The organism is Arthrobacter zhangbolii, from assembly GCF_022869865.1.
Taxonomy (GTDB): domain Bacteria; phylum Actinomycetota; class Actinomycetes; order Actinomycetales; family Micrococcaceae; genus Arthrobacter_B; species Arthrobacter_B zhangbolii.
Genome location: NZ_CP094984.1, coordinates 2,584,154 through 2,610,639, shown reverse-complemented (window position 1 = coordinate 2,610,639; position 26,486 = coordinate 2,584,154). Strand labels below are relative to the sequence as shown.

Below are 26,486 nucleotides of genomic sequence, written 5' to 3'. Positions count from 1 at the left end.
CCCATGCAGCTGCCTTCCAAGCCCTCGTCCAAGGCCGCCGGTGCGGCCTCTCCCTTCCTCACAGCGTCACTGCCTGAAGTCACTGCCCTGGCGACGCTGGGTTCTGCTGACGGGACGAAGGAGCCCGGCAGCGGACTGCATCCCGCTGCCGGGGAGGGAGTGGATGTATTGGCAGTAGCCATGGCGCCGGCGCCGGCTGCCGGTTCGGGACAGGACGAGGACGAAGAAGCTCCGGTTCCGCAGCCGCGCCCCGGCGCCGTGGAGGCCGCAGTCCGCTACGGTGCCGACGTCGCCGTACGGGCCCGGAACGCCCGGGTCACGGGCAAACCCGGCGAAATCCTGGTCATCGAACCGCCGCGGGACGCCCCGGAACTGCCCGGAAAGTTGATCTACGTGGGAGTCGGGGATGAGTCGCCGGCCGCACTAAGGCGCGCAGGCGCATCCCTGGCACGGGCCACCATGGGGGCCGTACGCGTGCGGGCCGCTGCCGTGGACGGGCTTCAGCCGGCAGCGCAGGAGGCCTTCATCGAGGGCTTCCTGCTCGGCGGCTACCGGGTGCCCCGTGCAGGCGTGACCCCTGCGCCCGCCCCGATTGCGGCGCATCTTGAACTGACCGGCGCGGACACCGCCGCCGTGTCCCGGGCGCTGATTACCGCGCAGGCCGTATGGACGGCCCGGGACCTGACGAACATCCCCGCTGAGACAGCCACCCCCGCATGGCTGGCGGACCAGGCCCGGACTCTGGGCGAGCGGAACGGACTGTCGGTGCGCGTACGCACCGAAAACGAACTCAGGGCTGAAGGATTCGGCGGACTGCTTGCGGTGGGCTCAGGGTCCGAGCATCCGCCGCGGCTGGTGGAGGCTTCGTACCTTCCCGAGGGCGCCTCGGCCAACGTTGAGCACGTGGTCCTTGTCGGCAAAGGCATCACCTTTGATTCCGGTGGCATTTCGCTGAAGCCGCGGGACGCCATGATGACCATGAAAACGGACATGGCAGGTGCTGCCGCCGTGCTGGCAGTGGTGGCGGCCGCCGCGGAGCTGAAGCTTCCGGTGAAGGTAACCGCTGTGCTGGCCCTTGCCGAGAACGCCATTGGAGCTGCTTCCTACCGTCCCGCCGACGTTGTGCGAACCTACAACGGCACCACGGTCGAAGTGGGCAATACCGATGCCGAGGGCAGGATGGTGCTGGCCGATGCCCTGGCCTACGCCGCAGCTGAACTCGCGCCGGACGTGCTGATTGACGTGGCAACCCTGACGGGTGCGGCCGCCGTCGGGCTGGGCAACAATCACGCCGCGCTGTTCGGAGACGATCCCGAGGTGCTGACCCGGCTGGAAGCTGCAGGTGCGGCTTCCGGCGACGCCGTCTGGCAGTTGCCGCTGGTTTCCGACTACGCGTCCATACTCGACTCCGATATAGCCGATGTTGCGCACATCGCGCCCGTAAAGGCGAAGTTCGGTGCCGGGGCCATTGTCGCAGCGCTGTTCCTGCAGAGATTCACCGCAGGCGTGCCCTGGGCCCACATTGATATTGCCGGTCCCGCACGCATCGGCAAGGACAGCCGTGAACTCACCAAGGGAGCCACCGGGTTCGGCGTACGGCTACTGCTGTCCTACCTGGCCGGCCAGCCGAAGCCCGGCGCTTAGGGACGCCAAGGCCTGAAGGGACGCTAAGGCGCCGGGGGCAGGGACGGTGCCCGGGACTGGATCCCGGGCACCGGCGCTAGGCGGTTTTTACGGCCAGCAGCAGCCCGTCGCCGGTGGGGAGCATGGCGGAGGCAAGGTTTTCGTTCTCCCGGATGGCTTTGCCGACCTTCCGTAGGGTATTGGTGGTTGCTTCGCGCACCGCCGGATCGGCCACCTTGCCGTGATCCAGGGCGTCATTGACCACCAGCAGACCGCCGCGTTTGAGCAGCCGCACGGCCTGGTCGACGTAGAGCGGGAACGAGGCTTTGTCTGCGTCGATAAACACCATGTCATAGGCAGCATCGGTGAGCCGGGGGAGTACCTCCGCGGCCCTGCCGGAGATGGTGCGGGTGCGGTTCCCGGGAATTCCGGCCTCCGCGTAGGCTTCGCGGGCGGCGCGCAGATGGTCAACATCTGAATCGATGGTGGTCAGGACAGCGTTGCGGCCCAGTCCGCGCAGCAGGCAGACGCCGGACACCCCGGCCCCGGTGCCCACTTCCACCACGGTGGCAGCCTTGCTGGCGGCTGCCAGCACGGTTAGCGCGGCACCCACCCCGCTGGAGACGGCACTGACGCCAAGCTCGTAGGACCTCTCACGCGCGCGGAGCAGCACCTCATCCTCGGTAGGCAGGGCCTCCGTGTAGGACCAACTGGTCTGCTTGTCGGCGCGCATGGGGGTTCACTTTCGGTCCGGAGGGGGTTGTTGCTTTGACAAGCTTAAGGCCAGCGGCGGACTAACCGCGTACGCGCGGCCGGAGCGTCTTGTCTACGTACTGACTGCGTGCTAACAGCCAACTCCCAGATTCATGCGTAAACATTGTTAATTGGATGTGCGGACGTCACGGGCGGGTTGGAACTGAAGTCCGGGGGTTTGCCGCATCCGGTAACGCTGATTCCGTTTCCCGATCCGCAGGGATCTTTTGAGCCGCCGTGATGGGCCTGTACCGGTATGACAGGGCCAGGGACGGCTGGCTGTGCAGGGAAGCGGCAGGGCTGGACGGAAGGAGGAAGGCCATGGCGACTACGCCGGAAAGCACTGCAGCGGACAGGACTTCAGCCGACACCGCTGCAACCGATACCGCTGCCCAGTGGGTACGCCCCACATGGGAGGAAGTTGTGGAGGCGCATTCGGCCAAGGTCTACCGGCTGGCCTACCGCCTGACCGGCAACAAGCATGACGCAGAGGATCTGACGCAGGAAGTCTTCGTGCGTGTCTTCCGCTCCCTGGAGAACTTCCAGCCGGGCACCCTCGACGGGTGGCTGCACCGGATAACCACCAACCTGTTCCTTGACCAGGCCCGGCGCCGCAGCCGCATCCGGTTTGACGGCATGACCGAAGAGACCCAGAGCCGCCTGCCGAGCAGCGGACCGGGTCCCGAACGCAGTTTCGAGTTCAACAACCTCGATGTTGATATTGCCAGGGCGCTGGAGGAACTGCCCCCTGATTTCCGGGCCGCCGTGGTTCTATGCGACCTCGAGGGTCTCTCCTATGACGAAGTGGCCCGGGCCCTGGACGTGAAACTGGGGACCGTCCGTTCACGGATCCACCGCGGCAGGGCGATGCTGAAGGAAAAGCTCGCCCACAGGGATCCGCAGGCCCGCCCGGCGGGCATGCCGCGCCTGAAGCTTCCCCGGGTTGCAGGAGCCAGCTGAGCAGTGCGACACCCTACGCGGCACCTCCGCGACTACATTGATGCTGAAATGCCTCCCCGCCGCATGCAGGCTATCGAAGCGCACCTGTCCCGGTGCGCCCTGTGCCGTGCCCGAGTGGCCGAAGAGCGGCGGCTCCGCAGCCGCCTGCGCTCCCTGAGGGTTCCGGGTGCCGGCCCGGAACTCAAGGACAGGATCAACCTCAGCGTGGCCAGCGCCGCAGCCGGAGCCGGCGCTGGAACCGGGACGGGTACTGCGCCACCCGAGCCCGGCCTGGACGGACGCAGCCATGTGCTTCCCGCTGCCGGCGCCGTGGCCGCAGCGGGAGCGGTGCTGCTGGCCGGGGCCTACTTTGCCGGCACCCTGCTGGAGGTTCCCGCCGTCGCCGGAACACCGGCAGCCATGGCCGCGGGCTGGCATACGGTAACCCGCGGCTCCGACACACTGGGACAGGAGCAGCTCGCCTCGCTGCGGGCGCACGGATGGTCCTGCCCTGAATTTGCGGATCTGGGCCTGACGCTGGAGTCCGCCCGCTCCCTGGAAGTGGCCGGCCGCCCCGCCGTCGAAATGCGGTTTACCGGCAACGGAGAACAGATCCGGCTGGTGGAACAGCATCCGCTGCCCGGTGAAGACCGGCAGCCGGTTATCAACGCGGTGAGCGGCCGGGCGGTCGCTGCCGACGGATTCAGGGTCACCGGCTCCACCGAAGGACCCGCAGTGTTCGGCGCGGACGGGAATCCGGGACAGACGGTGATAGCCGCGGGAAGCGTCACCTACACCTTTGAATCCACGCTGCCGGTGAAGACCCTGCCACGTGCCGTGGAGGAGATCTCGGTGATGGAATCCGCCCGCCTGGACCGGCCGCCCGCCGAGCCCGAACCCATGGAGCGGATAGTCCGCGGGCTGGCCGTGTTCTCGCGCACCGGGTGGGCGCTCTAAATGGCGGCAAGTGGCTCCCGGCTCCCGCGAAAAGGTAGTCTTCAAGAGTGGTAGGAATCAACGGTTACGAGTTCATCATCCTGGCGATTATCGCCGTGGTGATACTGGGTCCTGAGCGCCTGCCCGAATACGCCTCGCAGCTAGCCCGGCTGGTTCGGGAAGTCCGCAGGATGGCCACCGGAGCGCGCGAGCAGCTGCGGGAAGAAGTGGGGCCGGAGATTGACCAGGTGGACTGGCGCAAGATGGATCCGCGCCAGTACGATCCCCGCCGCATCATCAAGGAAGCGCTGCTTGATGACTTCGACGACACCGCCAAACCGGCCGCTGCCCGGCCTGCGGCTCCGGCACCGGCAGGCCCCGGGGCGGCCCCGAGCCTGGCTAAGGCTCCGGCCGCGCCTGCTGCATCCCGCCCGCCCGCGGTAAAACCGCTTGAGCGGCTGGCAGCCGGTCAGCGCGCGCCCTTTGACATCGAGGCCACCTAGGGGCACTGAGCGAGGCACGCCCGTCCGGCAGCCGTTCCGCCCCCGCGGAGGCAGCCTGCCCGGTTTTAGACGGGGCTGACGCCCAGGTTCCTGCCGGCCAGCCCACGGGGCCGGCGTGCCAGATTCCGTGCAATGCGGCGGAGTTCAGCCGCCGCGGTATCTTCCCCGGCGGTATCTTCCCCGGTGGTATCTGCTCCGACAGTATCTTCCCTGTCCCCGTCTTCCACGGTACCGATTTTTCCGCGGCCGTCATCTCCGGCGCCGCCGTCAGGACCCAGCGCCACCGGGCGGCCGTTGTCGCCTCCCTCGCGCAGGGAAACGTCCAGGGGAATGCTTCCGAGCAGCGGCACCGGGTACCCGAGCGCGTCACCCAGCCGGCCGGAAACCGCTGCGCCCCCGCCGGAGCCGAAGACCTCCAGGCGTTCACCGCCCGGCAATGCCAGCCATGACATGTTCTCAATCACGCCGGTGACTTTCTGGCCGGTTTGCCGGGCCACGCTGCCCGCCCGCTCAGCGACATCGGCTGCCGCGCTCTGCGGAGTGGTGACCAGCAGGATTTCCGACCCGGGAAGCAGCTGGCCCACGGAAATGGCAATGTCCCCGGTGCCCGGGGGAAGGTCCAGGAACAGCACATCCAGGTCGCCGAAGTACACATCGGTCAGGAACTGTTCGAGCGCGCGGTGCAGCATCGGCCCGCGCCAGGCCACCGGCTGGTTGCCGTCCACGAACATGCCGATGGAGATGGTCTTGATCCCGTAGGCCACCGGCGGCAGGATCATCTCATCCACGCGGGTGGGCGGCTGGGTAATGCCCAGCAGGCCAGGCACGGAGAACCCGTGCACATCGGCGTCGACAATTCCCACACGCAGTCCCTGGGCCGCCATGGCTGCAGCGAGGTTCACGGTGACGCTGGACTTGCCGACACCGCCCTTTCCGCTGGCCACCGCGTAGACGCGGGTGAGTGAATCCGGCCGGTTGAACGGGATGGTGCGCACCGGGTCGCCGCCGCGCAGCCGGTCCTTCAGGGCGTTGCGCTGTTCGGGCGTCATAACGTCCAGCTCCACGCCCACGCTGGCGACTCCGGGGACCGCGGCAAGGGCACGTTCGACGTCGGCAGTGATGGTGCCGCGCAGCGGGCAGCCGGCGATGGTCAGCAGGACCTGGACCGCGACATTGCCGGCGTCGTCCACGGTGACGCCTTTGAGCATTCCAAGCTCGGTAATGGGCCTGCGCAACTCCGGATCCTGGACGCCGTCGAGGGCACGCAGTACCTGTGCTTCCAGAGGGGAAGCGGGTTCGGGCAGTGTCACGGCCTAGCTGTCCCTCCCGCCGGGATTGAGTTTGGGCATGGCATCGGCTCCCTCGCCATTACGCCGGCGCCGCCTGCTGCCGCCGTCCTCGTCATTGGCTTCGAGCAGTTCTTCGAGCAGTCCGCGGATTTCGGACCGTACATAGTCCCTGGTGGCAACTTCGCGCAGGGCAATGCGCAGCTCGGCGATTTCCCGGGTGAGGTACTCGGTGTCCATCAGATTGCGTTCGGCGCGTTCCCGGTCCTGACGGACGGAGACACGGTCACGGTCATCCTGCCGGTTCTGGGCCAGCAGCAGCAGCGGTGCGGCGTAGGAGGCCTGCAGCGAGAGCATCAGCGTCAGGACGGTGAAGCCAAGCGCAGCGCTGTCGAACCGGGCCGATTCCGGACCCCAGGTGTTCCAGATGAGCCAGACCGCACAGAAAACGGTCATGTAGACCAGGAACTGCGGGGTGCCCATAAACCGGGCAAAGTTCTCCGTGGCGTGGCCGAAGGCATCCGGGTTGGGGGAGAGCCGGGGCAGCCATCGCGTACGTGCAGTGCGGGGAGTATCCAGGCCGCTGGTCGTCGACTTGATCTTCTCAGCCATTTTTCCTTCCCTGCTGCGTTATCGGGCCGGTCTCGTCGGAAACGCGCCAGTCGTCCGGTAACAGGTGGTCCAGCACATCGTCCACCGTCACCGCCCCGACCAGCCGTCCGGCGTCACTGATGACCGGCAGTGAATTCAGGTTGTAGGTGGCCAGCATCCGCGACACCTCGCTGATGGTGGCGTAGTCCCGGACCGGTTCCAGGTCCGTGTCCAGGATGTTGCCCAGTGCCTCCGGAGGAGCGGAACGGAGCAGCTGCTGGATGTGCACCACGCCGAGATACTTCCCGGTGGGCGTCTCCAGCGGCGGGCGGCACACGTAGATGGAGGAGGCCAGGGCGGGGGTGAGTTCCTCCCGGCGCACATGGGCCAGTGCTTCGGCCACCGTGGCTTCGGGCGGCAGGATGACCGGGACCGGGGTCATCAGCGACCCGGCGGTGTCTTCCTCATAGTTCATCAGGCGCCGGACGTCACGGGCGTCTTCGGGCTCCATCAGCTGCAGCAGTTCTTCCTTCTGCTCCTCCGGCAGCTCGTTGAGCAGGTCGGCCGCGTCATCGGGATCCATCTCCTCCAGCACATCGGCCGCCCGTTCCACATGGAGGGACTGCAGGATCTCGACCTGGTCATCATCGGGGAGTTCCTGGAGCACGTCTGCGAGGCGCTCGTCCTGCAGTTCGCTGGCGACTTCGATACGGCGCTTTCCGCTCATCTCGTGCAGCGCCTCGGCGAAGTCGGCGGCCTTCAGATCATCATTCTGCGCCACGAAGGAGGTCGCAGCCTGGGGCCCGGAGGTGTCCCAGTGGACGATGTCCTTCCAATCCACGATCATCTGCTCGCCGCGCCGGCGCAGGGACCCCAGCCGGGACGCCGACCCGCCGCGGCGCACAAAAAGGTTGGACACGTGCCAGTCCCCGGCACGGTTCTGTTCAATGGCAATGTCTTCGATGGTGGCGTCGCCGCTGCCGTCACGCAGCTTGACCCGGCGGTCAAAGAGCTCTGCGACTACCAGCATCTCCGCGCCGCGCTGTTCAAACCGGCGCAGATTGACCAGCCCGGTGCAGATGATCTGCCCCGGGTCCATGGAGGTGATGCGGGTCAGCGGAACGAAAACGCGTTTTTTGCCGGGTACCTCCACCACAATGCCCACCGCCTGCGGCGGCCGGCCGGGACCGCGGTCGAGCACGACGGCGTCGCGCAGCCGGCCCAGGCGGTCACCGAGCGGATCGAAGACATCAAGGCCGAGCAGGCGCGCGATAAAGACGCGGGTAGGATTTGTGCTCACATCATTAGGCTACTTTGTGCCCGCAGCTAACGCCGTATTAAGAGGTAGGCCGGCAGCGGACCGTTCACTGCCAGCGATACGTTACCCTTCCGGGACGCCCATGCGAGAGAATGGGGAAATGTCGAACCTATTTGGTGCCACACCCAAGCCGGACACAGGCCGCAGCCTGCCCCAGGGCGAAACCGTAGGACGGTACACCGCCTACCTGGACGCCCAGAAAGCAGTGGACTACCTCGCTGACAGCAAGTTCCCGGTGCAGATGGTTTCGATTGTCGGCAACGAACTGAAGTCAGTGGAACGGGTCACGGGCCGGCTGACGTATCCGCGGGTGGCGCTTTCCAGTGCAGCCACCGGTGCCTGGTTCGGCCTTTTTGTGGGCCTTGCCCTGATGCTCTTCGGCGGCAGCGGCGCGGGTATTTCCCTGATTCCGTCCATGGCACTCGGCGCCGTGTTCTGGGTACTCTTCGGCGTGCTCGCCTACGCACTGCAGCGCGGGCGCAGGGACTTCACCTCCACCAGCCAGGTCATAGCCACCAGTTACGACGTGATTGTGGCCCCGGAGGCAGCCAATGAGGCACGCCGGCTGCTGCACCAGCTGCCCATGGTCGGCCAGGCCGGCCACCCGCAGGCGCCTGGCGCCCGACCGAACGCACCCACCTTCCAGCCGCCGGTCAACGGCCCGCAGGGACAGGCTCCCGAGCGTCCCTCCGGCTGGGCCAACCCCTACGGCCGGCCGGCAGCGGACACCGCTCCGGAGGAACCGAAGACCTCCGGCCAGGCTCCCGCCGGCGCTTCGGCAACCGAAAACCCCGCCCGGGCAACGACCCGGCGCGGCCAGTTCCCGGACCTGCCGGACGGCCGTCCCCAGTACGGCATCCGCCGCACGCCCCGGCCGGCTCCGGCGTCGGATGCGCCGGGACACGAGTCGCCGGCACGGGATTCACAGGCCCAGGTTTCCCCCGGACAGGCACCCACGCTGGACAAGGCACCGGAGGAACCGGGCAGCCCCGAACAGCAGCCCGCCGCCTCCGGATCCGATGACAACGGCGAAGGCCGCCACCGCGGCTAAGAAACGGCAGGTACGCCGAAGGCCCGCACTTATCAAAGTGCGGGCCTTCTGCGTACCCGGCCGGGGCTGACGAGTGGTTACTCTGCGGCGTAGATACCGGCCATCCAGTCCTCGACGTCGCCCGGGTTGCGGGGGAGGGCGTCACTCAGGTTCACCGGACCGTCCGCGGTGATCAGGATGTCATCCTCGATCCGCACGCCGATGCCGCGGTATTCCTCGGGCACGGCAAGATCGGTGTCCTTGAAGTACAGGCCGGGCTCGATGGTGAACACCATGCCCTCGGTGATGGTGCCGTCCAGGTACAGCTCGGCGCGGGCCTGGGCACAGTCGTGTACGTCCATGCCGAGGTGGTGGCTGACGCCGTGCGGCATCCAGCGGCGGTGCTGCTGGCCCTCGGGGGAGAGCGCCTCCTCCAGCGAAACGGGCAGCAGGCCCCACGCGTCCAGGCGCTCGGCCAGGACCTTCACCGATGCAGCATGCACGTCGCGGAACTTCGCACCGGGCAGGGCAGCGGCGAAGCCTGCGTCGGCTGCGTCGAGGACGGCCTGGTAGACCCTGCGCTGGACCTCGGTGTAGGTGCCGTTGATCGGCAGGGTGCGGGTGACGTCGGCGGTGTAGAGGCTTTCGGCTTCCACTCCGCCGTCGAGCAGGAGCAGTTCACCGGCACGCACCGCACCGTTGTTGCGGATCCAGTGCAGCACGGTGGCATTGTTCCCTGCCGCGGCAATGGTGTCGTAGCCCAGGTCATTGCCTTCTTCACGGGCCCGGGCAAAGAACGCGCCCTCGACAACGCGCTCGCCGCGGGGGTGGGAAATGGCGCGGGGCAGGGCCTTGACCACTTCGGTGAAGCCGTTGACGGTGGCGGCCACGGCGGCCTTCATCTGCTCGATTTCCCACTCGTCCTTGATCAGGCGGAGTTCGGAAAGGGCCTCGGTGAGCTCGCCGTCCAAAGCATCCAGTGCGCTGAGATCGGCGTTCTCCGGATCCAGCGCTGTGTTGTACCGGACGGTGTCCACCAGGGCGTCAACCATTTCGTCGACGCCGCGCAGCAGCCGGACGGAGACGCCGCCGAACTGCGGATCGCCCACATTGTTGGTGATGGCGGTTTCCGCTTCGTCCAGGTGCCGGACGGGCAGGCCGAGCATGCTGCTGACGGCCTCCAGGCCCAGGCGGTCACCGATCCAGAAGGAACCGTAACGGGCGTTGGAGTAGAACTCGTCGCTGTCGGTGCCGGCGAGGGGACGGAAGTACAGAACGGCGGTGTGGTTGCCGCCGTCGTCACCGGTGCCGTTTTCCACCGGTTCCATCACCAGCACGGCGTCAGGTTCGCGGTCCAGCCCAAGGCCGGTCATGTGGGCGAAGCCGGAGTGCGCGCGGAAGCGGTAGTCGGTGTCGTTGGAGCGGACCTTCAGCGGACCGGCGGGGATGACCAGCCGTTCGCCGGGGAAACGCCCGGAGAGGGCAAGGCGGCGGCGTGCAGCGAAATCAGCCACGGCGTCGCGCTCCGGAAGTTCGCCGGACTCGGGGGCCCAGCCGGAAGACATGAACTTCTTGAACGCTTCGGAGGAGGGCCGCTGTGAGCGGTTGTTGACCCGGTCCTCGAGCGGCTGGCCCTCGGAGGGCTCGGGCAGGGTGTTCTCTGTCAATGCCTTCTCGGGGAAGGCCTTAGCGTCTGTAGTCACCCCTCCATCGTCTCACCGCCCCGCTAAGCGGCAAAACACCCTTTCCCGCCGGCACCCGCAGGTGCAGCGGAGAGAAGGCGGAGCGGGGCGTTAGATTGGAATCGTGAGAATAGACCTGCATACCCATTCCAGCGTTTCGGACGGCACCGAACAGCCCGCCGAAGTCATGGCCGCAGCTGCCGGCGCCGGGCTCGACGTCGTGGCCCTGACGGACCATGACACCACCGCCGGCTGGGCCGAAGCCGCGGCGGCGGCTGCGAAGCTGGGCCTGGCCTTCGTGCCGGGCATGGAGGTCTCCTGCCGCAGTGCGGAGGGCATCAGCGTGCACGTGCTGTCCTACCTGCATGATCCGGAGCATCCCGGGCTGCTGGAGGAAATCGCCCGCTCACGCGCGGCCCGGGTCTCACGCGCGGAACTGATGGTTTCCCGCCTGGCCGAGGACTTTCCCATCGACTGGGCAGCGGTGCAGGAGCAGGTAGCGCCCGGAGCCACTATCGGCCGGCCCCACATCGCCGATGCCCTCGTGGCGGCCGGCGTGGTGCCGAACCGCTCGGCGGCATTCAGCGGGATCCTGACTGCGCGGTCCCCGTACTTCGTGGCGCACTATGCGCCGGAGCCGGCCCGCGCCGTGGAACTGGTACGGCAGGCCGGGGGAGTGCCTGTGTTCGCGCACCCCGTGGCGTCCTCACGAGGGCGGGTGGTCGGCGAGGCCACCTTCCACGAGATGATCGACGCCGGGCTGCTGGGTGTGGAGGTTGACCATCGGGACAATCCGGAAGAGGGCCGGCAATGGCTGCGCCGGCTCGCCGGGGAAAACTCGCTGCTGGTCACGGGCTCCAGCGACTACCACGGAACCGGCAAGCCGAACCGGCTGGCGGAATTCACCACCGACCCGGCCGTGCTGGTACGCATCGCGGAACTGGGCACCGGCAGCGCCGTCGTCGGCACCCTGCCGGACTGAACCGGAAGCCTGCCCCGGCACCGTGCCGGACTGAACCGGAAGCCTGCCCCGGCACCGTGCCGGACTGAACCGGAAGCCTGCCCCGGCACCGGGGCCGCGTTGGTCAGGCGCCCGCAGCAGGTAGCGGCCGGCCCGTTTCGGCGGACACCACGGATGCGGCGGAGCCCAGCCGCCGGGACATGACCTCTATGGCCTGCGGGTTCGCATCCACGCAGACGAATTTGCGGCCCAGCTTTGCTGCCACCGCGCCGAGCGTGCCCGACCCGGCAAAGAAGTCCAGCACCCAGTCGCCCTCGCGGCTGCTGGCGGCCACGGCACGGCGCAGCAGGCCCTCCGGCTTCTGGGTGGGGTAACCGGTTTTTTCCCTGCCGGTGGGGGAGACGATGGTGTGCCACCAGACATCGGTGGGCAGCTTGCCCAGCGCCACCTTTTCCGGGGTGACCAGGCCCGGGGCCATGTACGGTTCGCGGTCCACTTCGGCGTTGTCGAAATGGTAGGCGTCCGGGTTCTTCACATAGACCAGGATGTTGTCGTGCTTGGCCGGCCAGCGGTTTTTCGCCCGTCCGCCGTAGTCGTACGCCCAGATGATTTCGTTCAGGAAGCAGTCCCGGCCGAACAGGGCGTCCAGCATCACCTTTGCGTAGTGCACCTCGCGGTAGTCCAGGTGCACGTAGAGGGTGCCGTCGTCGGCGAGCAGGCGCCAGGCCTCGGCCAGCCGGGGTTCGAGGAACGCCCAGTAGTCCTCGAACGCGTCGTCGTAGCTGGAGAGCAGCCCCTTGACCGTGCTGTAGCTGCGGCCCTTGAAACCGATCCGGTCGCCGCTGCCGTCGATGCTGCGGACCATGGTGGTCTGCTGCCGGCGCTGGGCGCGCCCGGTGTTGAAGGGCGGGTCCACGTAAATCATGGTGAAGGAGCCGTCCGGCAGGGTCGGGAGGAACTCCGCGTTGTCCGCGTGTACCACCAGCGACCCGCCGTCCGGCGTCCACAAAGGGGTGCTCATAGCAGTGCTGCGGCTATTCGGCGGCGGGGCCGGACTTGGCCACTACCTCGCCGTTGCGGCGGCGCGTGCGGCTGCGGCGGGGCCGGTCCGCGGCCTTGTCGGCTGCGGGCGCTGCCGCCCGTGCCTCTGCCTGCCGCGATTCGGCCGGACGGTCGGCACTGCGGGATTCGGAGCGGGACTCGCCGCGCCGGGATCCTTCGCGGGAGGAGCTGCGGGAACCTTCCCGGGAGCCGGAGCGGGCCGACCCGCTGCGCTCTGAACGGCCGCGGCCGCCGTCGCGGGTGGAGCCGCTGCGTCCGCCGGACTTGCCCGTTTCGCCCAGATCCTCGATTTTCTCGGCGTCAATACCGGCGTGCGTGCGCTTGTCACGCGGCAGCCGGCCCTTGGTGCCTTCGGGGATATCAAGGTCGGTGTACAGGTGCGGGGAGGAGGAGTAGGTTTCCACCGGCTCGGCCTGGTCCATGCCCAGGGCCTTGTTGATCAGGCCCCAGCGGGGAACATCGTCCCAGTCCACGAAGGTTACCGCGGTGCCCTTGTGCCCGGCGCGGCCGGTGCGGCCCACGCGGTGCAGGTAGGTCTTTTCATCTTCGGGGCACTGGTAGTTGATCACGTGCGTGACGTCGTCGACGTCGATACCGCGGGCGGCGACGTCGGTGGCCACCAGTACGTCCACCTTCTCGTTGCGGAAGGCGCGCATGGCCTGCTCGCGGGCGCCCTGGCCCAGGTCGCCGTGCATGGCGGCAACAGCGAAGCCGCGGTCCACGAGTTCCTCGGAGAGCTTCGCCGCGGTGCGCTTGGTCTTGGTGAAGATGATGGTCCGGCCGCGGCCGCGGGCCTGCAGGATGCGGGCCACCACCTCGGCCTTGTCCAGGTTGTGCGCCCGGTAGACCACCTGCCGGATGTCCTTCTTCGTCAGGCCTTCGTCATCGGGATCGGCCGCCCGGATGTGGGTGGGCTTGGTCATGTAGCGGCGTGCCATGGAGACGACGGCGCCGGGCATGGTGGCCGAGAACAGGAGGGTCTGGCGGACCGCCGGGGTGGCAGCCATCAGGGTTTCCACGTCCGGCAGGAAGCCGAGGTCCAGCATCTCGTCGGCCTCGTCGAGGACAACAATGCGTACGTTCTTCAGCGAGAGGTGCTTTTTGTTGTAGAGGTCGATCAGGCGTCCGGGGGTGCCGACAACAATTTCGACGCCGGTAGCCAGCGCCTCGATCTGCGGTTCGTAGGCACGGCCTCCGTAAATGGTGACAATGCGGGCACCGCGGCGGCGGGCCGCGGTGGTGAGGTCGCCGGCCACCTGGACAGCCAGTTCGCGGGTAGGCACCACAATCAGGGCCTGCGGGGCACCGGGGACCGCGAGGTCGGCATAGCCTTCGTCGTCGGGCGCCACCACGCGCTGCAGGGCGGGGATGCCGAAGCCGAGGGTCTTACCCGTACCGGTCTTGGCCTGGCCGATGATGTCATGCCCGCCGAGTGCAACCGGCAGGGTCATGGACTGGATCGGGAAGGGGTGGGTGATTCCGGCATCGGAAAGGGATTCCACGATGTCGGCACGAACGCCGAAATCGGCGAAGGTCAGTTCGGGGATTTCCGCAGCCTCGGCCTTGGTGGCCAGACTGTCGGCAACCGTCAGTTCTTCGTTGCTGTCATCTGCGGTGAGGTGACGATCGTCCTCAACCTGGGAAAGTTCAGTGTTCAATTAAATACCGTTCAGTTTAGGCAGCGCGGGGTGCCAGGCTCGACGAGTGGCTGAGACAGCCCATCCCGGAGCGGATGGCACGCACGCGGTGCGCGTCCAGCGGAAGCCGATCGCGGGCTAACAACTGCGGGCCGCCTGTGCTCCATTGGCCACGGCGGCGGCCGAAAATTCAAGATCGCGTAGGGTTTGCGGGTCTGGTCAAAACAATAACTTCACGTGAGCAGGTCACGTGACTATTCATACGTTACTTATACGACAGACGACCGGGCATCCAGTTACTACCTCACCAGTCTACCCGGCACCCGCTGATCGCCCTGCATCCGTGACACGTGGAGGGGCCCGGGCGCGCCGCCGCCGTGCTTCGGGGCTCCGGCGCCGGGTACGCTGGCCGTTATGACTAACGGGCATCATTCGGATCTGCCGGCCTCTTCCGCAACGGACGCACAGGACGCCTCGGAGACGTATCAGCGGTTCCTGACGGATCTGTTCGGGGCTATCGCCTACGGGGAGCTATCCGCTTTTGAACGGATGTCCTCCGACGCAAGGTTTTCCCCCACGCTGCATGACCGCGCCACGCTCGGACGGCTGGCGGTGCACGAATACGCGCACTTCGAAGTGATCTGCACGCGGCTTACCGCCATGGGCGTGGACCCGGAAGAAGCCATGCGGCCCTTCCAGGCTTCGGTGGACGCCTTCCATGACCGGACCCGGCCCGCGGACTGGTACGAGTCACTGATGAAGTTCTACGTCACGGATGCCATCTCCGATGACTTCTACCAGGCTGTCGCCTCCTGGCTGGATGCAGAGACCAACAGCCTGATCCAGGGACTAAAAGCCACGGAACAGCCCGGGGAGATCCTTCAGGGCCGGCTGAAGGTAGCCTTGGCCGACGATCCGCGGCTTGCCTCCCGGCTGGCACTGTGGGGCCGGCGCCTGGTGGGCGAGGCCCTGACCCAGGCCCAGCGCGTAGTGGTGGAACGTGCCTTCCCGGGGAGCCTGCTTGAGGGGCAGGGGCGCGAGGCCGTCGACGCCGAAATCAAGGCGCTCATCGCACAGCTGACACGTAATCATTCGAAACGTATGAGTCTTCTGGGGTTAACTGCCTGACGGCCGCTACGCTTCCCCCATAGGGAGCCAATGGCCAGGACCGGCGGCTACGGGGGAACCAACGCGGAGGAACGAATGGGGCCAGTCCTTCATGCGCGGCGGCTTGCGGGTGTTGCCGTGCTGACCTGCCTGCTCCTGTGCAGCCCGTTTCCCGGCCCCGGCGGATCGGACCGGCCGGGATACGCCAAGCCTGCCGCAGCCGCCAAGACCCTGAATTCGGGATCGTTCAAAGCCGGCCTTGCGCCCGCAGGCGTTCCCAGGGAAGCCTGGCGGGACCTGCAGGTGCTGGCGGAAACCCAGCGGAAAGCGGGGCTGTCACCGGCCGTGCAGGCAGGGAAGGTGACCTGTAATGCTGCCGGGTGCAGCCGGCAGATCGGTGCGCGCCTGGAACTGTGGAATGCCGACACCGGCGCGCATCTGGTCCGCGACGCCGTCCATCGCGTCTGGAACACCCCCGAGGGGGCATCCCTCGGGTTTCCGATACGCTCCGAGTACCCCCATGGGAACGGATTCCGCACTGACTTCCAGAACGGTTCGCTGATGTATGACCCCGTGACCGGACGGGTAATGAGCGTGGTTCCCGGCGTCGATGAGTCCGCCCTGGTGATCGGCGATTCCCAGACTTCGATAAAGACCTGGGTTGGACAGGGCCTGGTCCAGGCCGGTTACCGGCCCATCCTCCGGGGTGCCAACGGCACCGGATTCGCCCACGGGAACGGAACGGTCTCCGCATATGCCCAGGCACTCGAGTCACATCAGTGGCTGCTGCCGTGGGGAGAGCCCGCGCTGATCATCCTGCAGGGCGGCGGCAACGACACCGCACATTCAGCGGCAGAGATTCAAAGCGGCGTCCGCCGGCTGATCAGCGATGTACGCCAGAGCTATCCTTCTGCACGGATCCTTATGGTCGGAGTCATCGGAGACGGCACCGGCCCGCGGAAGGACGTGGACCGGTTGCTCGCGGCTACCGCAGCAGAAGCCGGGCTGGAATTCCTCAGCCCGGGGGACTGGTGGGCCCGCTACGGCCTTAATGGGGCGATGCGGCCGGACGGGAGGCACCTGAGCCCCGAAGGCCACGCCAGGACAGCCGGGGTTTTGGCCCGCGAACTAGAACGCATCGCGCCCGTGGACAGCGGCTTTTCCTCGGGCCGGCCGGCGCGTGCCCTGCAGTAAGCGGCAGCGGGCACCCGGAAGGACGCCCGCCTCCCGGACGGGCAGCCGGTCCCCGGCCGGAACCGGAACCGGAAACGGCAAACGGGACGGCACCGAAGTGCCGTCCCGTTATTGAGCTGCGTCCTGTTGAGCTGCGTCCTATTGAGCTGTGTCTTTTGGAGCTGTGTTTTTTTTGGAGCAGCACCTTATTGATTGGCGTCTCAGCCTCGCCCGGCATGATTTCCCCGAACGTGCACGGGCCGGGCCTTCTCGGCGAGGCTGGATCAGAGCCGGAGGATCCGGTCCTGCTCTGCTGTGTCGGCAGCTGCCCGTTTGCGGCCGATGGGTACGGCTGCGATGAGCGGGGCCAGGACCGCTACCGCGGCCGGCACCGCCCATCCGATCCATGCGGATTCAAAGGACGCGGCCCCGGCCATCTGGAACGCAATCCAGGTCAGGATCGCGGCACAGACGGCGATGCCCGGGAGCAGCAGCACACCGTATCTGTCCCGGTGCCGGTCCGCAGCCCAGACGGCAAGACCGGCCGCCGCGGCGGTCAGGGTAACGAGGATCAGGCTGAGCATAATCCGGCGGCGGTGCGGCTAGAGTGCGCCGAAACCGACGCGGCGGACCTCTTCGGCGCCGATCTCCACATAGCCGATGGAAGCTCCGGGCACCACGATCAGGCGGCCCTTGACATCCTTCAGGCGCAGCAGCGCGCCGCTGGCCAGGGACTGCTCCACGGCGTCGGCAACTTCATCGGCGCTCTGGCCGGACTCGAAGACAATCTCGCGGGCTACGTTCTGAATGCCGATTTTTACTTCCACCGTGGTGCCTCCTGTAAACGATTAAGAACTTCTCGAAATCTACTCTAGATCTCCTTGGGGAACCGGCTGATTCCGCGCCAAGCTAAACGGTAGACCAGCTCGGACGCGGCATCGATGTCCAATCCGCCGTCGGTTTCCAGCCAGTAACGTGCGCTGACCTGCGCCATGCCGGCCAGCGCACGCCCAAGCAGGGTGGCTTCCAGATGGGAGAGCTTTGTGTCTTCGGCGATTACACCGGCAATACTGCTGGCGAACCGGGCATTGAATTCCTCAATGCGTGCGCTGACCTCGGCATCGGACGTCAGATCGGATTCAAAGACCATCCGGTGCCCCTGGCTGTCCTGGGCGACGAAACGGAAATAGGCCCGCATGGTTTCCCGCACGCGCAGTTTGTTATCCGTGGTGGACTTCAGCGCCGTATCCAGGAATTCGGTGAGGGTATTGAGGTGGTTATCCAGCAGCGCCATATACAGTTCCCGCTTGCCTGGGAAGTGCTGGTAGAGCACGGGCTTGCTGACATGCGCGGCCTCGGCGATCTCGTCCATTGCCGCACCGTGGAAACCGTGCGTTACGAACACCTCCTGAGCGGCGCTCAGCAGTTGCCGGCGGCGTTCCTCCCGCGGGAGTCGAACCGGTTTGCCGGCTGCCTGGTTACTCACTGATGGACCTTTCAACAGTTCCGGCGCGGTCCGCTGCACGGACAATGACCATTATTTTACCTGCGGGTGTTTGTAGCGACAGGTCCAAGAGCCATACCCGTGGCTTAGATTGGACTTCATGACCTTAGCAAGTTCACCGGTTCCTGCCACGGAACTACCCGCATTGGTGGCGCCGGGAGCGGAACTCACCCGTGAAGAAACCGAACGCTACTCCCGGCACCTGATCATCCCCGGGTTCGGGGTCCAGGCCCAGCGCAGGCTAAAGAACGCCCGGGTGCTGGTGGTCGGGGCCGGCGGATTGGGATCCCCGACGCTGCTGTACCTGGCGGCCGCGGGAGTAGGCACCCTCGGTGTTGTCGACGACGACGTGGTTGATCTTTCCAACCTGCAGCGCCAGGTGATCCACGGGGTCTCGGATGTGGGCAGTCCCAAGGTGGAATCCGCGGCCCGCAGCGTGGCCGAGCTGAATCCGCTGGTGAATCTCATCCTGCACCGGGAGCGGCTGGATAATTCAAACGTGCTCGATATCTTTTCCGGCTATGACCTGATTGTGGACGGCACGGATAACTTCGCCACCCGCTACATGGTCAATGACGCGGCGGAGATCCTGGGCAAGCCGTACGTGTGGGGTTCCATTCTCCGCTTTGACGGCCAGGTCAGCGTCTTCTGGGGCCTGCACGGGCCGACCTACCGTGACCTGTTTCCGCAGGCACCCGAACCCGGATCGGTGCCTTCCTGTGCCGAGGGCGGAGTGCTTGGTGTGCTCTGTGCACAGATCGGTTCCGTGATGGTCAACGAAGCCATCAAGCTGATTACCGGTACCGGCCGGACCCTGCTGGGGCGGGTGCTGGTCTTCAATGCAATGGAAATGAGCTGGCGCGAGGTAAGGGTCCGCCGCGACCCGGCCGCCGAACCGGTCACGGAGCTCACCGATTACCAGGCGTTCTGCGGGGTGGCGCCGGCGGCAGCACCGGCCGGCCCGGAGGTGGACGTGGCGGTCCTGCAGGAACTGCTCGCGGAACGCTCCGCCGGGCAGCGCGACTTCGAACTTCTGGACGTGCGCGAGCCGGGGGAATACGGGATTGTCAACATCGAAGGGGCGCGGCTGGTGCCGCGGGGCACGGTTTTGGCGGGCGGGTTCCGGCCCGATCCCGGCCGCCCCGTGTACGTGCACTGCAAATCCGGCGGCCGGTCTGCGGAAGTGGCTGCTTATCTGCGGGGCGAGGGCTACCCGGAGGTCTATAACGTCACCGGCGGGATTCTTGAATGGGTGCGCCGGGTGGAACCGGAGAAACCGCTGTACTGACGAATCCGGCTACGGACGGTGGCAGGGCCAGGGGGGCGGGCCAGGACTATGCGGGACGGTGCAGGAGACTACGCGGACCTGGGTTCATTCCGGCCGGCGTCCTCTGCGTCCGTTTCGGCGGCGGAGGAGGGAGCAGCCGGTGTGGCATTGCCTGCCGTGTCCGCACGGTCCACGGTGATGCCGTACAGGGCTTCGAGTCCGCGGATGTAGTCCTCCTGCTGGCCGCTGGCAGCGAGCTCGCGGGCACGGACCGTGGGCACGTGGAGCAGCTGCTTGACCATGCGGCGCATGGCAAACTCCACTTCCTCGGCCGCGCCGGAGCAACCGTGCTGGGAGCGGACCTTTTCCAGCTCGGACTCCAGGACGTTCAGGGTGTGCCGGCGCAGCGCGATGATCGCGGAATCCATTTCACGGCTGAGCTGCTGCTTGGAGAAATTCCTGGCTGCCTCGGCAACAATGCTGCTGGCCTGCTTCAGCGACTCGGCCTGCTCCGCGGGGGCTGCCAGCCGGACGGATTCCAGGGTAATGAGTTCGACGCCGTCGATCTCGCGGACGGCGGGATCAAAGTCATGGGTGAGGGCAAGGTCGATGATGATCAGCGGCTTGCCGGCTGCCGCGCGGACGCGGCGGACATCGTCGGCACTGACCTGGCTGTCACTGCCGCTGCAGCCGATCACGACGTCGGCGTTGGTCAGCGCGTCCGGAAGGGACTTGCGCGTCAGCGGCCGGCCGCCACGGGAGGCGGCGAAGGACTCGGCCCGGTTGGAAGAGGAGTAGACGCTGATGTCAGTGCAGCCGCGGTCCTTAAGCAGGGCCATGGTGGCGCCGGCATAGGCGCCGGTGCCGAAGACCACCACTGACTTCTTTGACCAGTCGGTATCTTCGGAAAGGTCGGTAGCCAGGCCGAGGGCAACGGACACAATGGAAAGCCCCCGCTTACCGAGGGCTGTCATGGCACCAACATCCTTCGCGGTGCGGGAAGCGGTTTGGAACAATCTGCTCAACCCGCCGCTGACCGTGCCGGATTCCTGGGCTTCAATCAGCGCCCGGCGCACCTGGCCGGCGATTTCGCGTTCGCCCACCACGGCGGAGTCCAGGCCCGCGCCCACGGCAAACAGGTGCTGGGCAACGGATTCACCGGTATTGGTGGCAAAGGAACGGGACACCTGGTCCTCACTCATGCCGGAGAGCCGGCTGATCTCTGCGACCACGGCGGAACGTGCGGCCTCGACGTCGTCATCGGACTTCGTTTCGCAGTACACCTCCAGCCGGTTGCAGGTGGCAAGGACCACGGAGCCGGTAACGGCGGTTCCGGATTCGACCAGCGAAGACGGGACCTCGGACGCGCCGGCACTCAGGCGGGCGACAGTCTCCAGGTCTACGTCGGTGTGCGTAGCAATAAGGGAAAGTAGAACCACAGTAGGTCAATACTAGCCACCCCCGGCAGGTTCCCTTCAACCGGGCGGGCCGGAATCACGCCTGCGGGGATGTGAGAAGGGACACCAGGGGGGCCCGGATGGCCCCGGTTATCGATTGCCGCGGATTTTGGAGAGAATCAAAGTATGACTCTTAGCGCCACTCATCCGCTGCTGGATGGCCGCACGGCCGATTCCCCCCTGATCACCGCCTACCGGGGCGGCACGCCGACGCGCCGCCCGGTGTGGTTTATGCGCCAGGCAGGCCGCTCCCTGCCCGAGTACCTGAAGGCGCGCGAGGGAATCGGGATGCTCGACTCCTGCCTGCGGCCGGAACTTGCCGCGGAGATCACCCTCCAGCCGGTGCGCCGTCACGATGTTGATGCGGGCATCTTCTTCTCCGACATTGTCATCCCGCTGAAACTCGCCGGGGTGGACGTGGACATTGTTCCCGGCGTTGGTCCCGTGCTTGGTTCCCCGGTGCGCACCGCAGCGGACGTTGCCGCCCTGCCGCGGCTGACCGAAGAAGCCCTGGAGCCGATCCGCGAGGCAGTCCGGCTGACCGTTGCCGAACTCGGGTCCAAGCCGCTGATCGGCTTTGCCGGCGCCCCGTTCACGCTTGCGGCGTACATGGTGGAGGGCAAGCCTTCCCGCGACCACCTCGGCCCGCGCACCATGATGCACGCGGATCCGGATGCCTGGCAGGCGCTGACCGCCTGGGCAGCCGACGCCTCCGGCATGTTCCTGCGCGCCCAGCTTGAAGCCGGTGCCAGTGCCGGACAGCTGTTCGATTCGTGGGCCGGTTCCCTGGGCCTGGCGGACTACGTCCGGCACGTTGCCCCGGCCTCCGCCCGCGCCCTGGACCACGTCCGCGGCCTGGGGGCCCCGCTGGTGCACTTCGGCACCGGCACTTCCGAACTCCTGGTGGCCATGCGCGACGTCGGCGTGGACGTAGTGGGCGTTGACTACCGGCTTCCGCTGGACGAAGCCAACCGCCGGCTCGGCGGCCGGACCCCGCTGCAGGGAAATATCGACCCCGCTCTGCTCAGCGCCCCGTGGCCCATCCTGGAAGCCCACGTCCGTGAGGTTCTCGCCGCCGGCGCATCGGCTCCCGGCCACGTAGTCAACCTTGGCCACGGTGTTCCCCCGGAAACCGACGCCACAGTGCTGACCCGGGTGGTTGAACTGATTCATTCGGTGGAGCCGTAACTATGCCGCACCGTTTTGCCGCCAAAACCGGACGGGCAGCCCGGCCCGGCAGAAGCACTGAGTCCGGCGCCGTCCCGCCTGAAAACACCCCTTCCGCCGTTGTTGTGGGCGGGGGCATCTCCGGCCTGATCGCCGCGCGTGACCTCGCCCGGGCCGGCATCCGCGTCACCGTCCTGGAGGCCACCGGCTCCTTCGGCGGATGTGTGGGGCGGCATGAGGTGGCTGGTATCCGGTTGGACAGCGGAGCTGAATCCTTCGCCACCAAATCCACTGCCGTGCCCGAGCTGATCAGCGAGCTGGGCCTCTCCGGTGCCGTCGTACAGCCGAACCCTGCCGGTTCCTGGCTGCAGCTGGCCGCCGCTGACCTGCCCGCCGGCGCACAGCGGATGCCTGCCAGCGGGATCCTGGGCATCCCGGCGGATCCGCGCGATCCGGACATAGTCCGTGCCCTGGGCCGGGTGGGGGCTGCCCGTGCAGCCCTGGACAAGGTTCTTCCGGTGGGTGCCCTGCAGCGCCGGGAATCCGTCAGTCTGGGGGAGGTGGTCCGCAGCCGGATGGGTGAAGCGGTGCTTCGCCGGCTGGTCACCCCGGTGGTTGGCGGCGTCTATTCAGCGGACCCGAATGTACTGGATGTGGATTCCGTTGCCCCCGGGCTCCGTGCGGCCATTGCCAAACACGGCTCGCTGGCTGCTGCGGTGGGGGCCATCCGCGCCGCCGCCCCGGCCGGTTCGGCAGTGGCCGGACTGGAGGGCGGCATGGGCCGCCTGGCCGAGGCGCTGACAGCCGATCTTGAAGCCTCGGGCGTGCTGCTGCTCGCCGGAACGCGGGCCGAAAAACTGAGCCGGCATAACGACGGCTGGCAGATCCGCGTCGCTGACGGCGACGGCGACACCCGGGAACTCAGCGCCGATGCCGTGGTGGTAGCCACGGACGGCCCGGCAGCCGTGGACCTGATGTCCGGGGCCCTGCCCGAGCTCTCCGCGTACAAGCCCTCGCCGGGACCCGGCGTCGCACTGGTCACCCTGGTAGTGGACCGGCCGGAACTGGATGCCATGCCGCGCGGCACCGGCGTCCTGGTTGACCGGGAGGTGGAAGGCGTGGATGCCAAGGCACTGACCCATGCCACCGCCAAGTGGCAGTGGCTCGCGGATTCCACCGGACCCGGCACGCATGTGCTGCGCCTTTCCTACGGGCGGGCACTTTCACCTGATGACGCGGCCAGCGAACCCGCCCACGCCGAACGCGCTGACGAGGACCTCCTCCGGCAGGCCGTGGCGGATGCCTCCGCACTGCTGCAGGTTTCCCTCAGTGCCGAGGATGTGGTGGGCGCCGACGTGGTGCGCTGGGTCGGTGCACTGCCGTCCGCAGCAGTGGGCCACAGTGACCGGGTGGCTGCGGTCCGGGCAGCCGTGGCAGAAGTATCCGGGCTGGAAGCGGTCGGCGCCTGGCTGGCCGGTACCGGGCTGGCCGCGGTAACCGCGGATACCCGGACCCGGACGGCGGCTCTGGCGCGGGCGCTGCAGCAGGTGTGACATTAACCACTTTCTACAAGTTGTAGAAGTTCTGTGTTTCGATTTACCCACAAGCAAGGGGCAGACTGTTAATCATGACTGAGACGATGGATCAGAGCGCCTCCGGGGCGGCTGAAAACGAAGAGCAGTTCTTTACCCTCTGGACCGTATTCAAGCGGTCCGGGGCGCCCGCGACACCGGTCTCCGACGGTGCAGTGGAGGCCTTTGAAACCCTCGCGAAGGACCTCGGCGCCGACAACGTGACACTGCGCGGCCTGTACGACGTGTCCGCCATGCGCGTTGACGCGGACGTGATGGTCTGGCTGCACGGCAGCAAGGCCGAAGCGCTGCAGGCAGCCCTGCGCCGGATCCGGCGCACGGAACTGTTTGCGAACACCGAAATTGCCTGGTCCGCCATGGGCGTGCACCGCGATGCGGAGTTCTCGAAGAACCACTGGCCTTCCTTTGCCCGCGGTATCGAGCCCGAGGCCTGGATTTGCGTCTATCCCTTTGTCCGCTCCTACGAGTGGTACCTGCTGCCCGCCGAGGAGCGCGGCAAGATGCTGCGCGACCACGGTATGCTGGGCCGCGAATTCCCCCAGGTCCTTGCGAATACCGTAGCTTCCTTCGCCCTGGGCGACTGGGAGTGGATCCTTGGCCTGGAGGCCCCCAATCTGGTTGATCTGGTCGACATGATGCGCCACCTGCGCTCCACTGAAGCCCGCAACCATGTCCGCGAGGAAGTTCCGTTCTATACCGGCCGGCGTATCCCGGCCGCCGAAGTTGCCGAGGTACTTAAATGACATCCGACCTTTCCCACGAGCCCGCTGCGTTCAACCCGCTGGAAGGGGTTGACGAAAACGGGCGCATGGAACCGAAGCATTACGACGCCATCCTGCTGGCATCCTTCGGCGGCCCGGAAGGCCAGGAAGACGTAATTCCCTTCCTGCGCAACGTCACCGCCGGCCGCGGTATCCCCGATGAGCGGCTGGAGGAAGTCGCCACGCACTACCGGGCCAACGGCGGCATCAGCCCCATCAACGCCCAGAACCGTGCGCTGAAGGCTGCACTCGAGGCTGAGCTGGAACGCCGAGGCGTGGAGCTGCCCGTACTGTGGGGCAACCGCAACTGGGCGCCCTACATCAAGGATGTCCTGCAGGACGCCTATGACACCGGGTACCGCCGGATCCTGATGGTCACCACCAGTGTTTACTCCTCCTACTCCAGCTGCCGCCAGTACCGGGAGGACCTGGGCATGAACCTGCTCAAGACCGGCCTGGACAAGAAGCTGCAGGTGGACAAGGTACGTCAGTACTTCGACCACCCGGGGTTTGTGGAGCCGTTCGTCGAAGGCGTGCGCGAGTCGGTCGCCAAGGTCCGCGAACAGCTGGAGGCCCGGGGCATCACGGACGGGAAGATTGAAATCCTCTTCTCCACTCACTCCATTCCCACTGCCGACGCCGAGGCCTCCGGCCCCCGCGACCGGGAGTTCGAAGAAGGCAGCGCCTACGTTGCCCAGCACCTGGCCAACGCCCGCGCCATCATGGACCGGATCCCCGAAGCGGCAGGCCTGGACTGGCAGCTGGTCTACCAGTCCCGCTCCGGCGCCCCGCACATTCCCTGGCTGGAACCGGACATCAACGATGCCATTGCCGAACTGCCGGCCAAGGGCGTCAACGGCGTGGTGATTGTCCCGCTCGGCTTTGTCAGCGACCACATGGAAGTCCTCTGGGACCTGGACACCGAAGCCATGGATACCTGCAAGGAACTTGGCCTCGCTGCAGACCGCACTCCGACACCGGGCATCCACGACACCTTTGTCTCCGGCCTGGTGGACCTGGTCCAGGAGCGCACGGTGGAGAACAACATTGCCGACCGTCCCGCGCTGACCGCGCTCGGTCCGTGGTACGACGTCTGCCGTCCCGGCTGCTGCGCGAACCTGCGCGGCGAAAAGCCGACCATCGCCGGCGCTGATTCCACTGTGGGTGTCGAATAGTGGCCCACTCGCCCGTCCTGATCGGGACCCGCGGCAGTGCCCTCGCCGTTACGCAGACCACCACGGTGTCCGAAGCGCTTTCGGCCCTGGGCGGGTTCGACGTCGAACTGGTGCGCGTGCGTACCGAGGGGGACATCAACCGTGCCGCGTTGTCCCAAATCGGCGGAACCGGGGTTTTTGTCGCTGCACTGCGCGAATCGCTGCTGAGGGGGGACTGCGATGTCGCCGTGCATTCGCTCAAGGACCTTCCGACGGCTGCGGCCCCGGGCCTGGCGCTAGGCGCCATTCCCGAACGCGTGGACGTACGCGACGTGCTCTGCGCCCGTGACGGCCTGACCCTGGCGGAGCTTCCGGCCGGAGCCAAAATCGGCACCGGCTCGCCGCGCCGTGCCGCACAGCTGCGGGCCGCCCGCCCGGACCTGGAGATCGTGGACATCCGCGGCAACGTGGATACCCGGCTGGGACGCGTGGCAGGACTCGTGGCAGGCGCGCCGGGAGACCTCGACGCCGTGGTGCTCGCCGCGGCCGGACTGGCCCGGCTGGGCCGTCTGGGTGTGGTCACCGAGTTCATTGATCCCGCCGTGATGCTACCTGCCCCGGGCCAGGGCGCCCTGGCCGTGGAGTGCCGTACCGCCGATGCCGAAGACGGTGCGCTGGCGAAGGCACTGCAGGCATATGACCACCGGGACAGCAGGCTCACCGTGGCCGCTGAACGCGCCATGCTGGGCAGGCTTGAAGCCGGATGCACCGCCCCCGTAGGCGCACTGGCGCATGTGGAGGAAGGCACCATCAGCCTCGAAGCAGTGGTCTGCAGCGATGATGGAACCCGCCTGCTGCGGCGCAGCGCCGCCGTCGCGGACCTCAGCGAAGACGCAGCCCGCGCCCTCGGCGTGCAGGTTGCCGAGGAACTGCTGGCAGCCGGCGCCGGGCAGCTCACAGATCTGCCCGCCAGCTGATGCTCC

25 protein-coding genes are annotated in these 26,486 nt (G+C 67.0%); 14 read left to right on the top strand and 11 right to left on the bottom strand.

The features are described from left to right. Nucleotides 1-3: 3 nt before the first annotated feature. A complete protein-coding gene (locus MUK71_RS12055) occupies nt 4-1,644 on the top strand; it encodes a leucyl aminopeptidase family protein (protein ID WP_227929546.1) in 1,641 nt (546 codons plus the stop codon). A 76-nt stretch (nt 1,645-1,720) separates the two neighbouring features. Here MUK71_RS12055 and MUK71_RS12050 read toward each other — a convergent pair whose 3' ends face one another. Then, nucleotides 1,721-2,356 carry an O-methyltransferase gene (locus MUK71_RS12050; RefSeq protein WP_227903644.1) on the bottom strand — a complete coding sequence of 212 codons (636 nt, stop codon included), beginning with the start codon at nt 2,354-2,356 and terminating at the stop codon, nt 1,721-1,723. 341 nt (nt 2,357-2,697) lie between these two features. Between MUK71_RS12050 and sigE the strand changes: the two genes are divergently transcribed. From sigE to MUK71_RS12035, 3 genes are read left to right on the top strand one after another with little or no spacing between them, the layout of a single operon-like run. After that, complete coding sequence (gene sigE / locus MUK71_RS12045) at nt 2,698-3,336, top strand: RNA polymerase sigma factor SigE (protein ID WP_227929547.1); 639 nt, start codon at nt 2,698-2,700, stop codon at nt 3,334-3,336. Between the two features lie 3 nt (nt 3,337-3,339). Further along, entirely contained in the window at nt 3,340-4,272 is a 933-nt protein-coding gene (locus MUK71_RS12040; RefSeq protein ID WP_227929548.1) for an anti-sigma factor family protein, read from the top strand. Between the two features lie 47 nt (nt 4,273-4,319). Continuing rightward, nucleotides 4,320-4,754, top strand: coding sequence for a twin-arginine translocase TatA/TatE family subunit (locus tag MUK71_RS12035; RefSeq protein ID WP_227903630.1), 435 nt, complete (start codon nt 4,320-4,322; stop codon nt 4,752-4,754). A 65-nt stretch (nt 4,755-4,819) separates the two neighbouring features. Here MUK71_RS12035 and MUK71_RS12030 read toward each other — a convergent pair whose 3' ends face one another. Genes MUK71_RS12030 through MUK71_RS12020 form a run of 3 tightly spaced genes read right to left on the bottom strand, consistent with a single transcriptional unit; the run spans nt 4,820 to nt 7,931 of the window. Continuing rightward, the gene (locus MUK71_RS12030; protein WP_227929595.1) at nt 4,820-6,058 is read right to left on the bottom strand and encodes an Mrp/NBP35 family ATP-binding protein; all 1,239 of its coding nucleotides are present in this window, start codon (nt 6,056-6,058) and stop codon (nt 4,820-4,822) included. Nucleotides 6,059-6,067: 9 nt separating this feature from the next. Further along, the gene (locus MUK71_RS12025; RefSeq protein ID WP_227903628.1) at nt 6,068-6,652 is read right to left on the bottom strand and encodes a DUF1003 domain-containing protein; all 585 of its coding nucleotides are present in this window, start codon (nt 6,650-6,652) and stop codon (nt 6,068-6,070) included. Beyond that, entirely contained in the window at nt 6,645-7,931 is a 1,287-nt protein-coding gene (locus tag MUK71_RS12020; RefSeq protein ID WP_227903627.1) for a magnesium transporter MgtE N-terminal domain-containing protein, read from the bottom strand. Before MUK71_RS12020 ends, MUK71_RS12025 begins: the two co-directional genes overlap by 8 nt. Nucleotides 7,932-8,049: 118 nt before the next feature. On the opposite strand from MUK71_RS12020, the gene MUK71_RS12015 reads away from it, so the two are divergent. Continuing rightward, nucleotides 8,050-9,000: a general stress protein gene (locus tag MUK71_RS12015; RefSeq protein WP_227929549.1), complete on the top strand. Its 951-nt coding sequence runs from the start codon at nt 8,050-8,052 to the stop codon at nt 8,998-9,000. Nucleotides 9,001-9,077: 77 nt separating this feature from the next. On the opposite strand, the gene MUK71_RS12010 is transcribed toward MUK71_RS12015, so the two are convergent. Then, nucleotides 9,078-10,646 (bottom strand): aminopeptidase P family protein, encoded by a 1,569-nt coding sequence (locus MUK71_RS12010; protein WP_227929596.1) that lies wholly within the window; start codon nt 10,644-10,646, stop codon nt 9,078-9,080. A gap of 139 nt (nt 10,647-10,785) precedes the next feature. Between MUK71_RS12010 and MUK71_RS12005 the strand changes: the two genes are divergently transcribed. Then, entirely contained in the window at nt 10,786-11,643 is an 858-nt protein-coding gene (locus MUK71_RS12005) for a PHP domain-containing protein (protein ID WP_227929550.1), read from the top strand. Nucleotides 11,644-11,746: 103 nt separating this feature from the next. Here MUK71_RS12005 and MUK71_RS12000 read toward each other — a convergent pair whose 3' ends face one another. Together MUK71_RS12000 and MUK71_RS11995 are read right to left on the bottom strand one after the other, a co-directional pair. Then, nucleotides 11,747-12,643: a DNA-methyltransferase gene (locus tag MUK71_RS12000; RefSeq protein WP_227903624.1), complete on the bottom strand. Its 897-nt coding sequence runs from the start codon at nt 12,641-12,643 to the stop codon at nt 11,747-11,749. 13 nt (nt 12,644-12,656) lie between these two features. Further along, complete coding sequence (locus MUK71_RS11995; protein ID WP_227929597.1) at nt 12,657-14,276, bottom strand: DEAD/DEAH box helicase; 1,620 nt, start codon at nt 14,274-14,276, stop codon at nt 12,657-12,659. Nucleotides 14,277-14,735: 459 nt separating this feature from the next. Here MUK71_RS11995 and MUK71_RS11990 point away from each other — a divergent pair, with 459 nt between their 5' ends. Both MUK71_RS11990 and MUK71_RS11985 read left to right on the top strand, forming a co-directional pair. Next, nucleotides 14,736-15,449: a ferritin-like fold-containing protein gene (locus MUK71_RS11990; RefSeq protein WP_227929551.1), complete on the top strand. Its 714-nt coding sequence runs from the start codon at nt 14,736-14,738 to the stop codon at nt 15,447-15,449. Nucleotides 15,450-15,524: 75 nt separating this feature from the next. Next, complete coding sequence (locus MUK71_RS11985; protein WP_227929552.1) at nt 15,525-16,622, top strand: SGNH/GDSL hydrolase family protein; 1,098 nt, start codon at nt 15,525-15,527, stop codon at nt 16,620-16,622. 263 nt (nt 16,623-16,885) lie between these two features. On the opposite strand, the gene MUK71_RS11980 is transcribed toward MUK71_RS11985, so the two are convergent. From MUK71_RS11980 to MUK71_RS11970, 3 genes are read right to left on the bottom strand one after another with little or no spacing between them, the layout of a single operon-like run. Next, nucleotides 16,886-17,185 carry a hypothetical protein gene (locus MUK71_RS11980; protein WP_227903617.1) on the bottom strand — a complete coding sequence of 100 codons (300 nt, stop codon included), beginning with the start codon at nt 17,183-17,185 and terminating at the stop codon, nt 16,886-16,888. Nucleotides 17,186-17,203: 18 nt separating this feature from the next. After that, a complete protein-coding gene (locus MUK71_RS11975) occupies nt 17,204-17,428 on the bottom strand; it encodes a DUF3107 domain-containing protein (RefSeq protein WP_227903616.1) in 225 nt (74 codons plus the stop codon). A gap of 44 nt (nt 17,429-17,472) precedes the next feature. Next, nucleotides 17,473-18,087 carry a TetR/AcrR family transcriptional regulator gene (locus tag MUK71_RS11970; protein WP_227903614.1) on the bottom strand — a complete coding sequence of 205 codons (615 nt, stop codon included), beginning with the start codon at nt 18,085-18,087 and terminating at the stop codon, nt 17,473-17,475. 118 nt (nt 18,088-18,205) lie between these two features. On the opposite strand from MUK71_RS11970, the gene moeB reads away from it, so the two are divergent. Further along, on the top strand, nt 18,206-19,393 hold the full coding sequence (gene moeB, locus MUK71_RS11965; RefSeq protein ID WP_227929553.1) for a molybdopterin-synthase adenylyltransferase MoeB: 1,188 nt from the start codon (nt 18,206-18,208) through the stop codon (nt 19,391-19,393). A 68-nt stretch (nt 19,394-19,461) separates the two neighbouring features. Here moeB and MUK71_RS11960 read toward each other — a convergent pair whose 3' ends face one another. Then, nucleotides 19,462-20,811: a glutamyl-tRNA reductase gene (locus tag MUK71_RS11960; protein ID WP_227929554.1), complete on the bottom strand. Its 1,350-nt coding sequence runs from the start codon at nt 20,809-20,811 to the stop codon at nt 19,462-19,464. Nucleotides 20,812-20,955: 144 nt separating this feature from the next. Between MUK71_RS11960 and hemE the strand changes: the two genes are divergently transcribed. From hemE to hemC, 5 genes are all read left to right on the top strand, one after another. Then, a complete protein-coding gene (hemE, locus tag MUK71_RS11955) occupies nt 20,956-22,017 on the top strand; it encodes a uroporphyrinogen decarboxylase (RefSeq protein ID WP_227903608.1) in 1,062 nt (353 codons plus the stop codon). 2 nt (nt 22,018-22,019) lie between these two features. After that, on the top strand, nt 22,020-23,549 hold the full coding sequence (hemG, locus tag MUK71_RS11950) for a protoporphyrinogen oxidase (protein WP_227929555.1): 1,530 nt from the start codon (nt 22,020-22,022) through the stop codon (nt 23,547-23,549). Between the two features lie 74 nt (nt 23,550-23,623). Beyond that, complete coding sequence (gene hemQ / locus MUK71_RS11945; RefSeq protein WP_227903603.1) at nt 23,624-24,331, top strand: hydrogen peroxide-dependent heme synthase; 708 nt, start codon at nt 23,624-23,626, stop codon at nt 24,329-24,331. After that, the gene (locus MUK71_RS11940; RefSeq protein ID WP_423724630.1) at nt 24,328-25,524 is read left to right on the top strand and encodes a ferrochelatase; all 1,197 of its coding nucleotides are present in this window, start codon (nt 24,328-24,330) and stop codon (nt 25,522-25,524) included. The genes hemQ and MUK71_RS11940 overlap by 4 nt, the downstream gene beginning before the upstream one ends. After that, nucleotides 25,524-26,480: a hydroxymethylbilane synthase gene (gene hemC, locus MUK71_RS11935; protein WP_227903601.1), complete on the top strand. Its 957-nt coding sequence runs from the start codon at nt 25,524-25,526 to the stop codon at nt 26,478-26,480. Before MUK71_RS11940 ends, hemC begins: the two co-directional genes overlap by 1 nt. Nucleotides 26,481-26,486: the final 6 nt, after the last annotated feature.

Bases quoted from the DNA above. Each gene is read 5' to 3' on its own strand.
- moeB (WP_227929553.1), top strand. From the start codon at position 18,206: ATGACCTTAGCAAGTTCACCGGTTCCTGCCACGGAACTACCCGCATTG.
- MUK71_RS12025 (WP_227903628.1), bottom strand. From the start codon at position 6,652: ATGGCTGAGAAGATCAAGTCGACGACCAGCGGCCTGGATACTCCCCGC.
- MUK71_RS12055 (WP_227929546.1), top strand. From the start codon at position 4: ATGCAGCTGCCTTCCAAGCCCTCGTCCAAGGCCGCCGGTGCGGCCTCT.
- MUK71_RS11940 (WP_423724630.1), top strand. From the start codon at position 24,328: ATGACATCCGACCTTTCCCACGAGCCCGCTGCGTTCAACCCGCTGGAA.
- MUK71_RS11990 (WP_227929551.1), top strand. From the start codon at position 14,736: ATGACTAACGGGCATCATTCGGATCTGCCGGCCTCTTCCGCAACGGAC.
- sigE (WP_227929547.1), top strand. From the start codon at position 2,698: ATGGCGACTACGCCGGAAAGCACTGCAGCGGACAGGACTTCAGCCGAC.
- MUK71_RS12015 (WP_227929549.1), top strand. From the start codon at position 8,050: ATGTCGAACCTATTTGGTGCCACACCCAAGCCGGACACAGGCCGCAGC.
- MUK71_RS11985 (WP_227929552.1), top strand. From the start codon at position 15,525: ATGGGGCCAGTCCTTCATGCGCGGCGGCTTGCGGGTGTTGCCGTGCTG.
- hemE (WP_227903608.1), top strand. From the start codon at position 20,956: ATGACTCTTAGCGCCACTCATCCGCTGCTGGATGGCCGCACGGCCGAT.
- MUK71_RS11980 (WP_227903617.1), bottom strand. From the start codon at position 17,185: ATGCTCAGCCTGATCCTCGTTACCCTGACCGCCGCGGCGGCCGGTCTT.
- hemG (WP_227929555.1), top strand. From the start codon at position 22,020: ATGCCGCACCGTTTTGCCGCCAAAACCGGACGGGCAGCCCGGCCCGGC.
- MUK71_RS12000 (WP_227903624.1), bottom strand. From the start codon at position 12,643: ATGAGCACCCCTTTGTGGACGCCGGACGGCGGGTCGCTGGTGGTACAC.
- MUK71_RS12050 (WP_227903644.1), bottom strand. From the start codon at position 2,356: ATGCGCGCCGACAAGCAGACCAGTTGGTCCTACACGGAGGCCCTGCCT.
- hemQ (WP_227903603.1), top strand. From the start codon at position 23,624: ATGACTGAGACGATGGATCAGAGCGCCTCCGGGGCGGCTGAAAACGAA.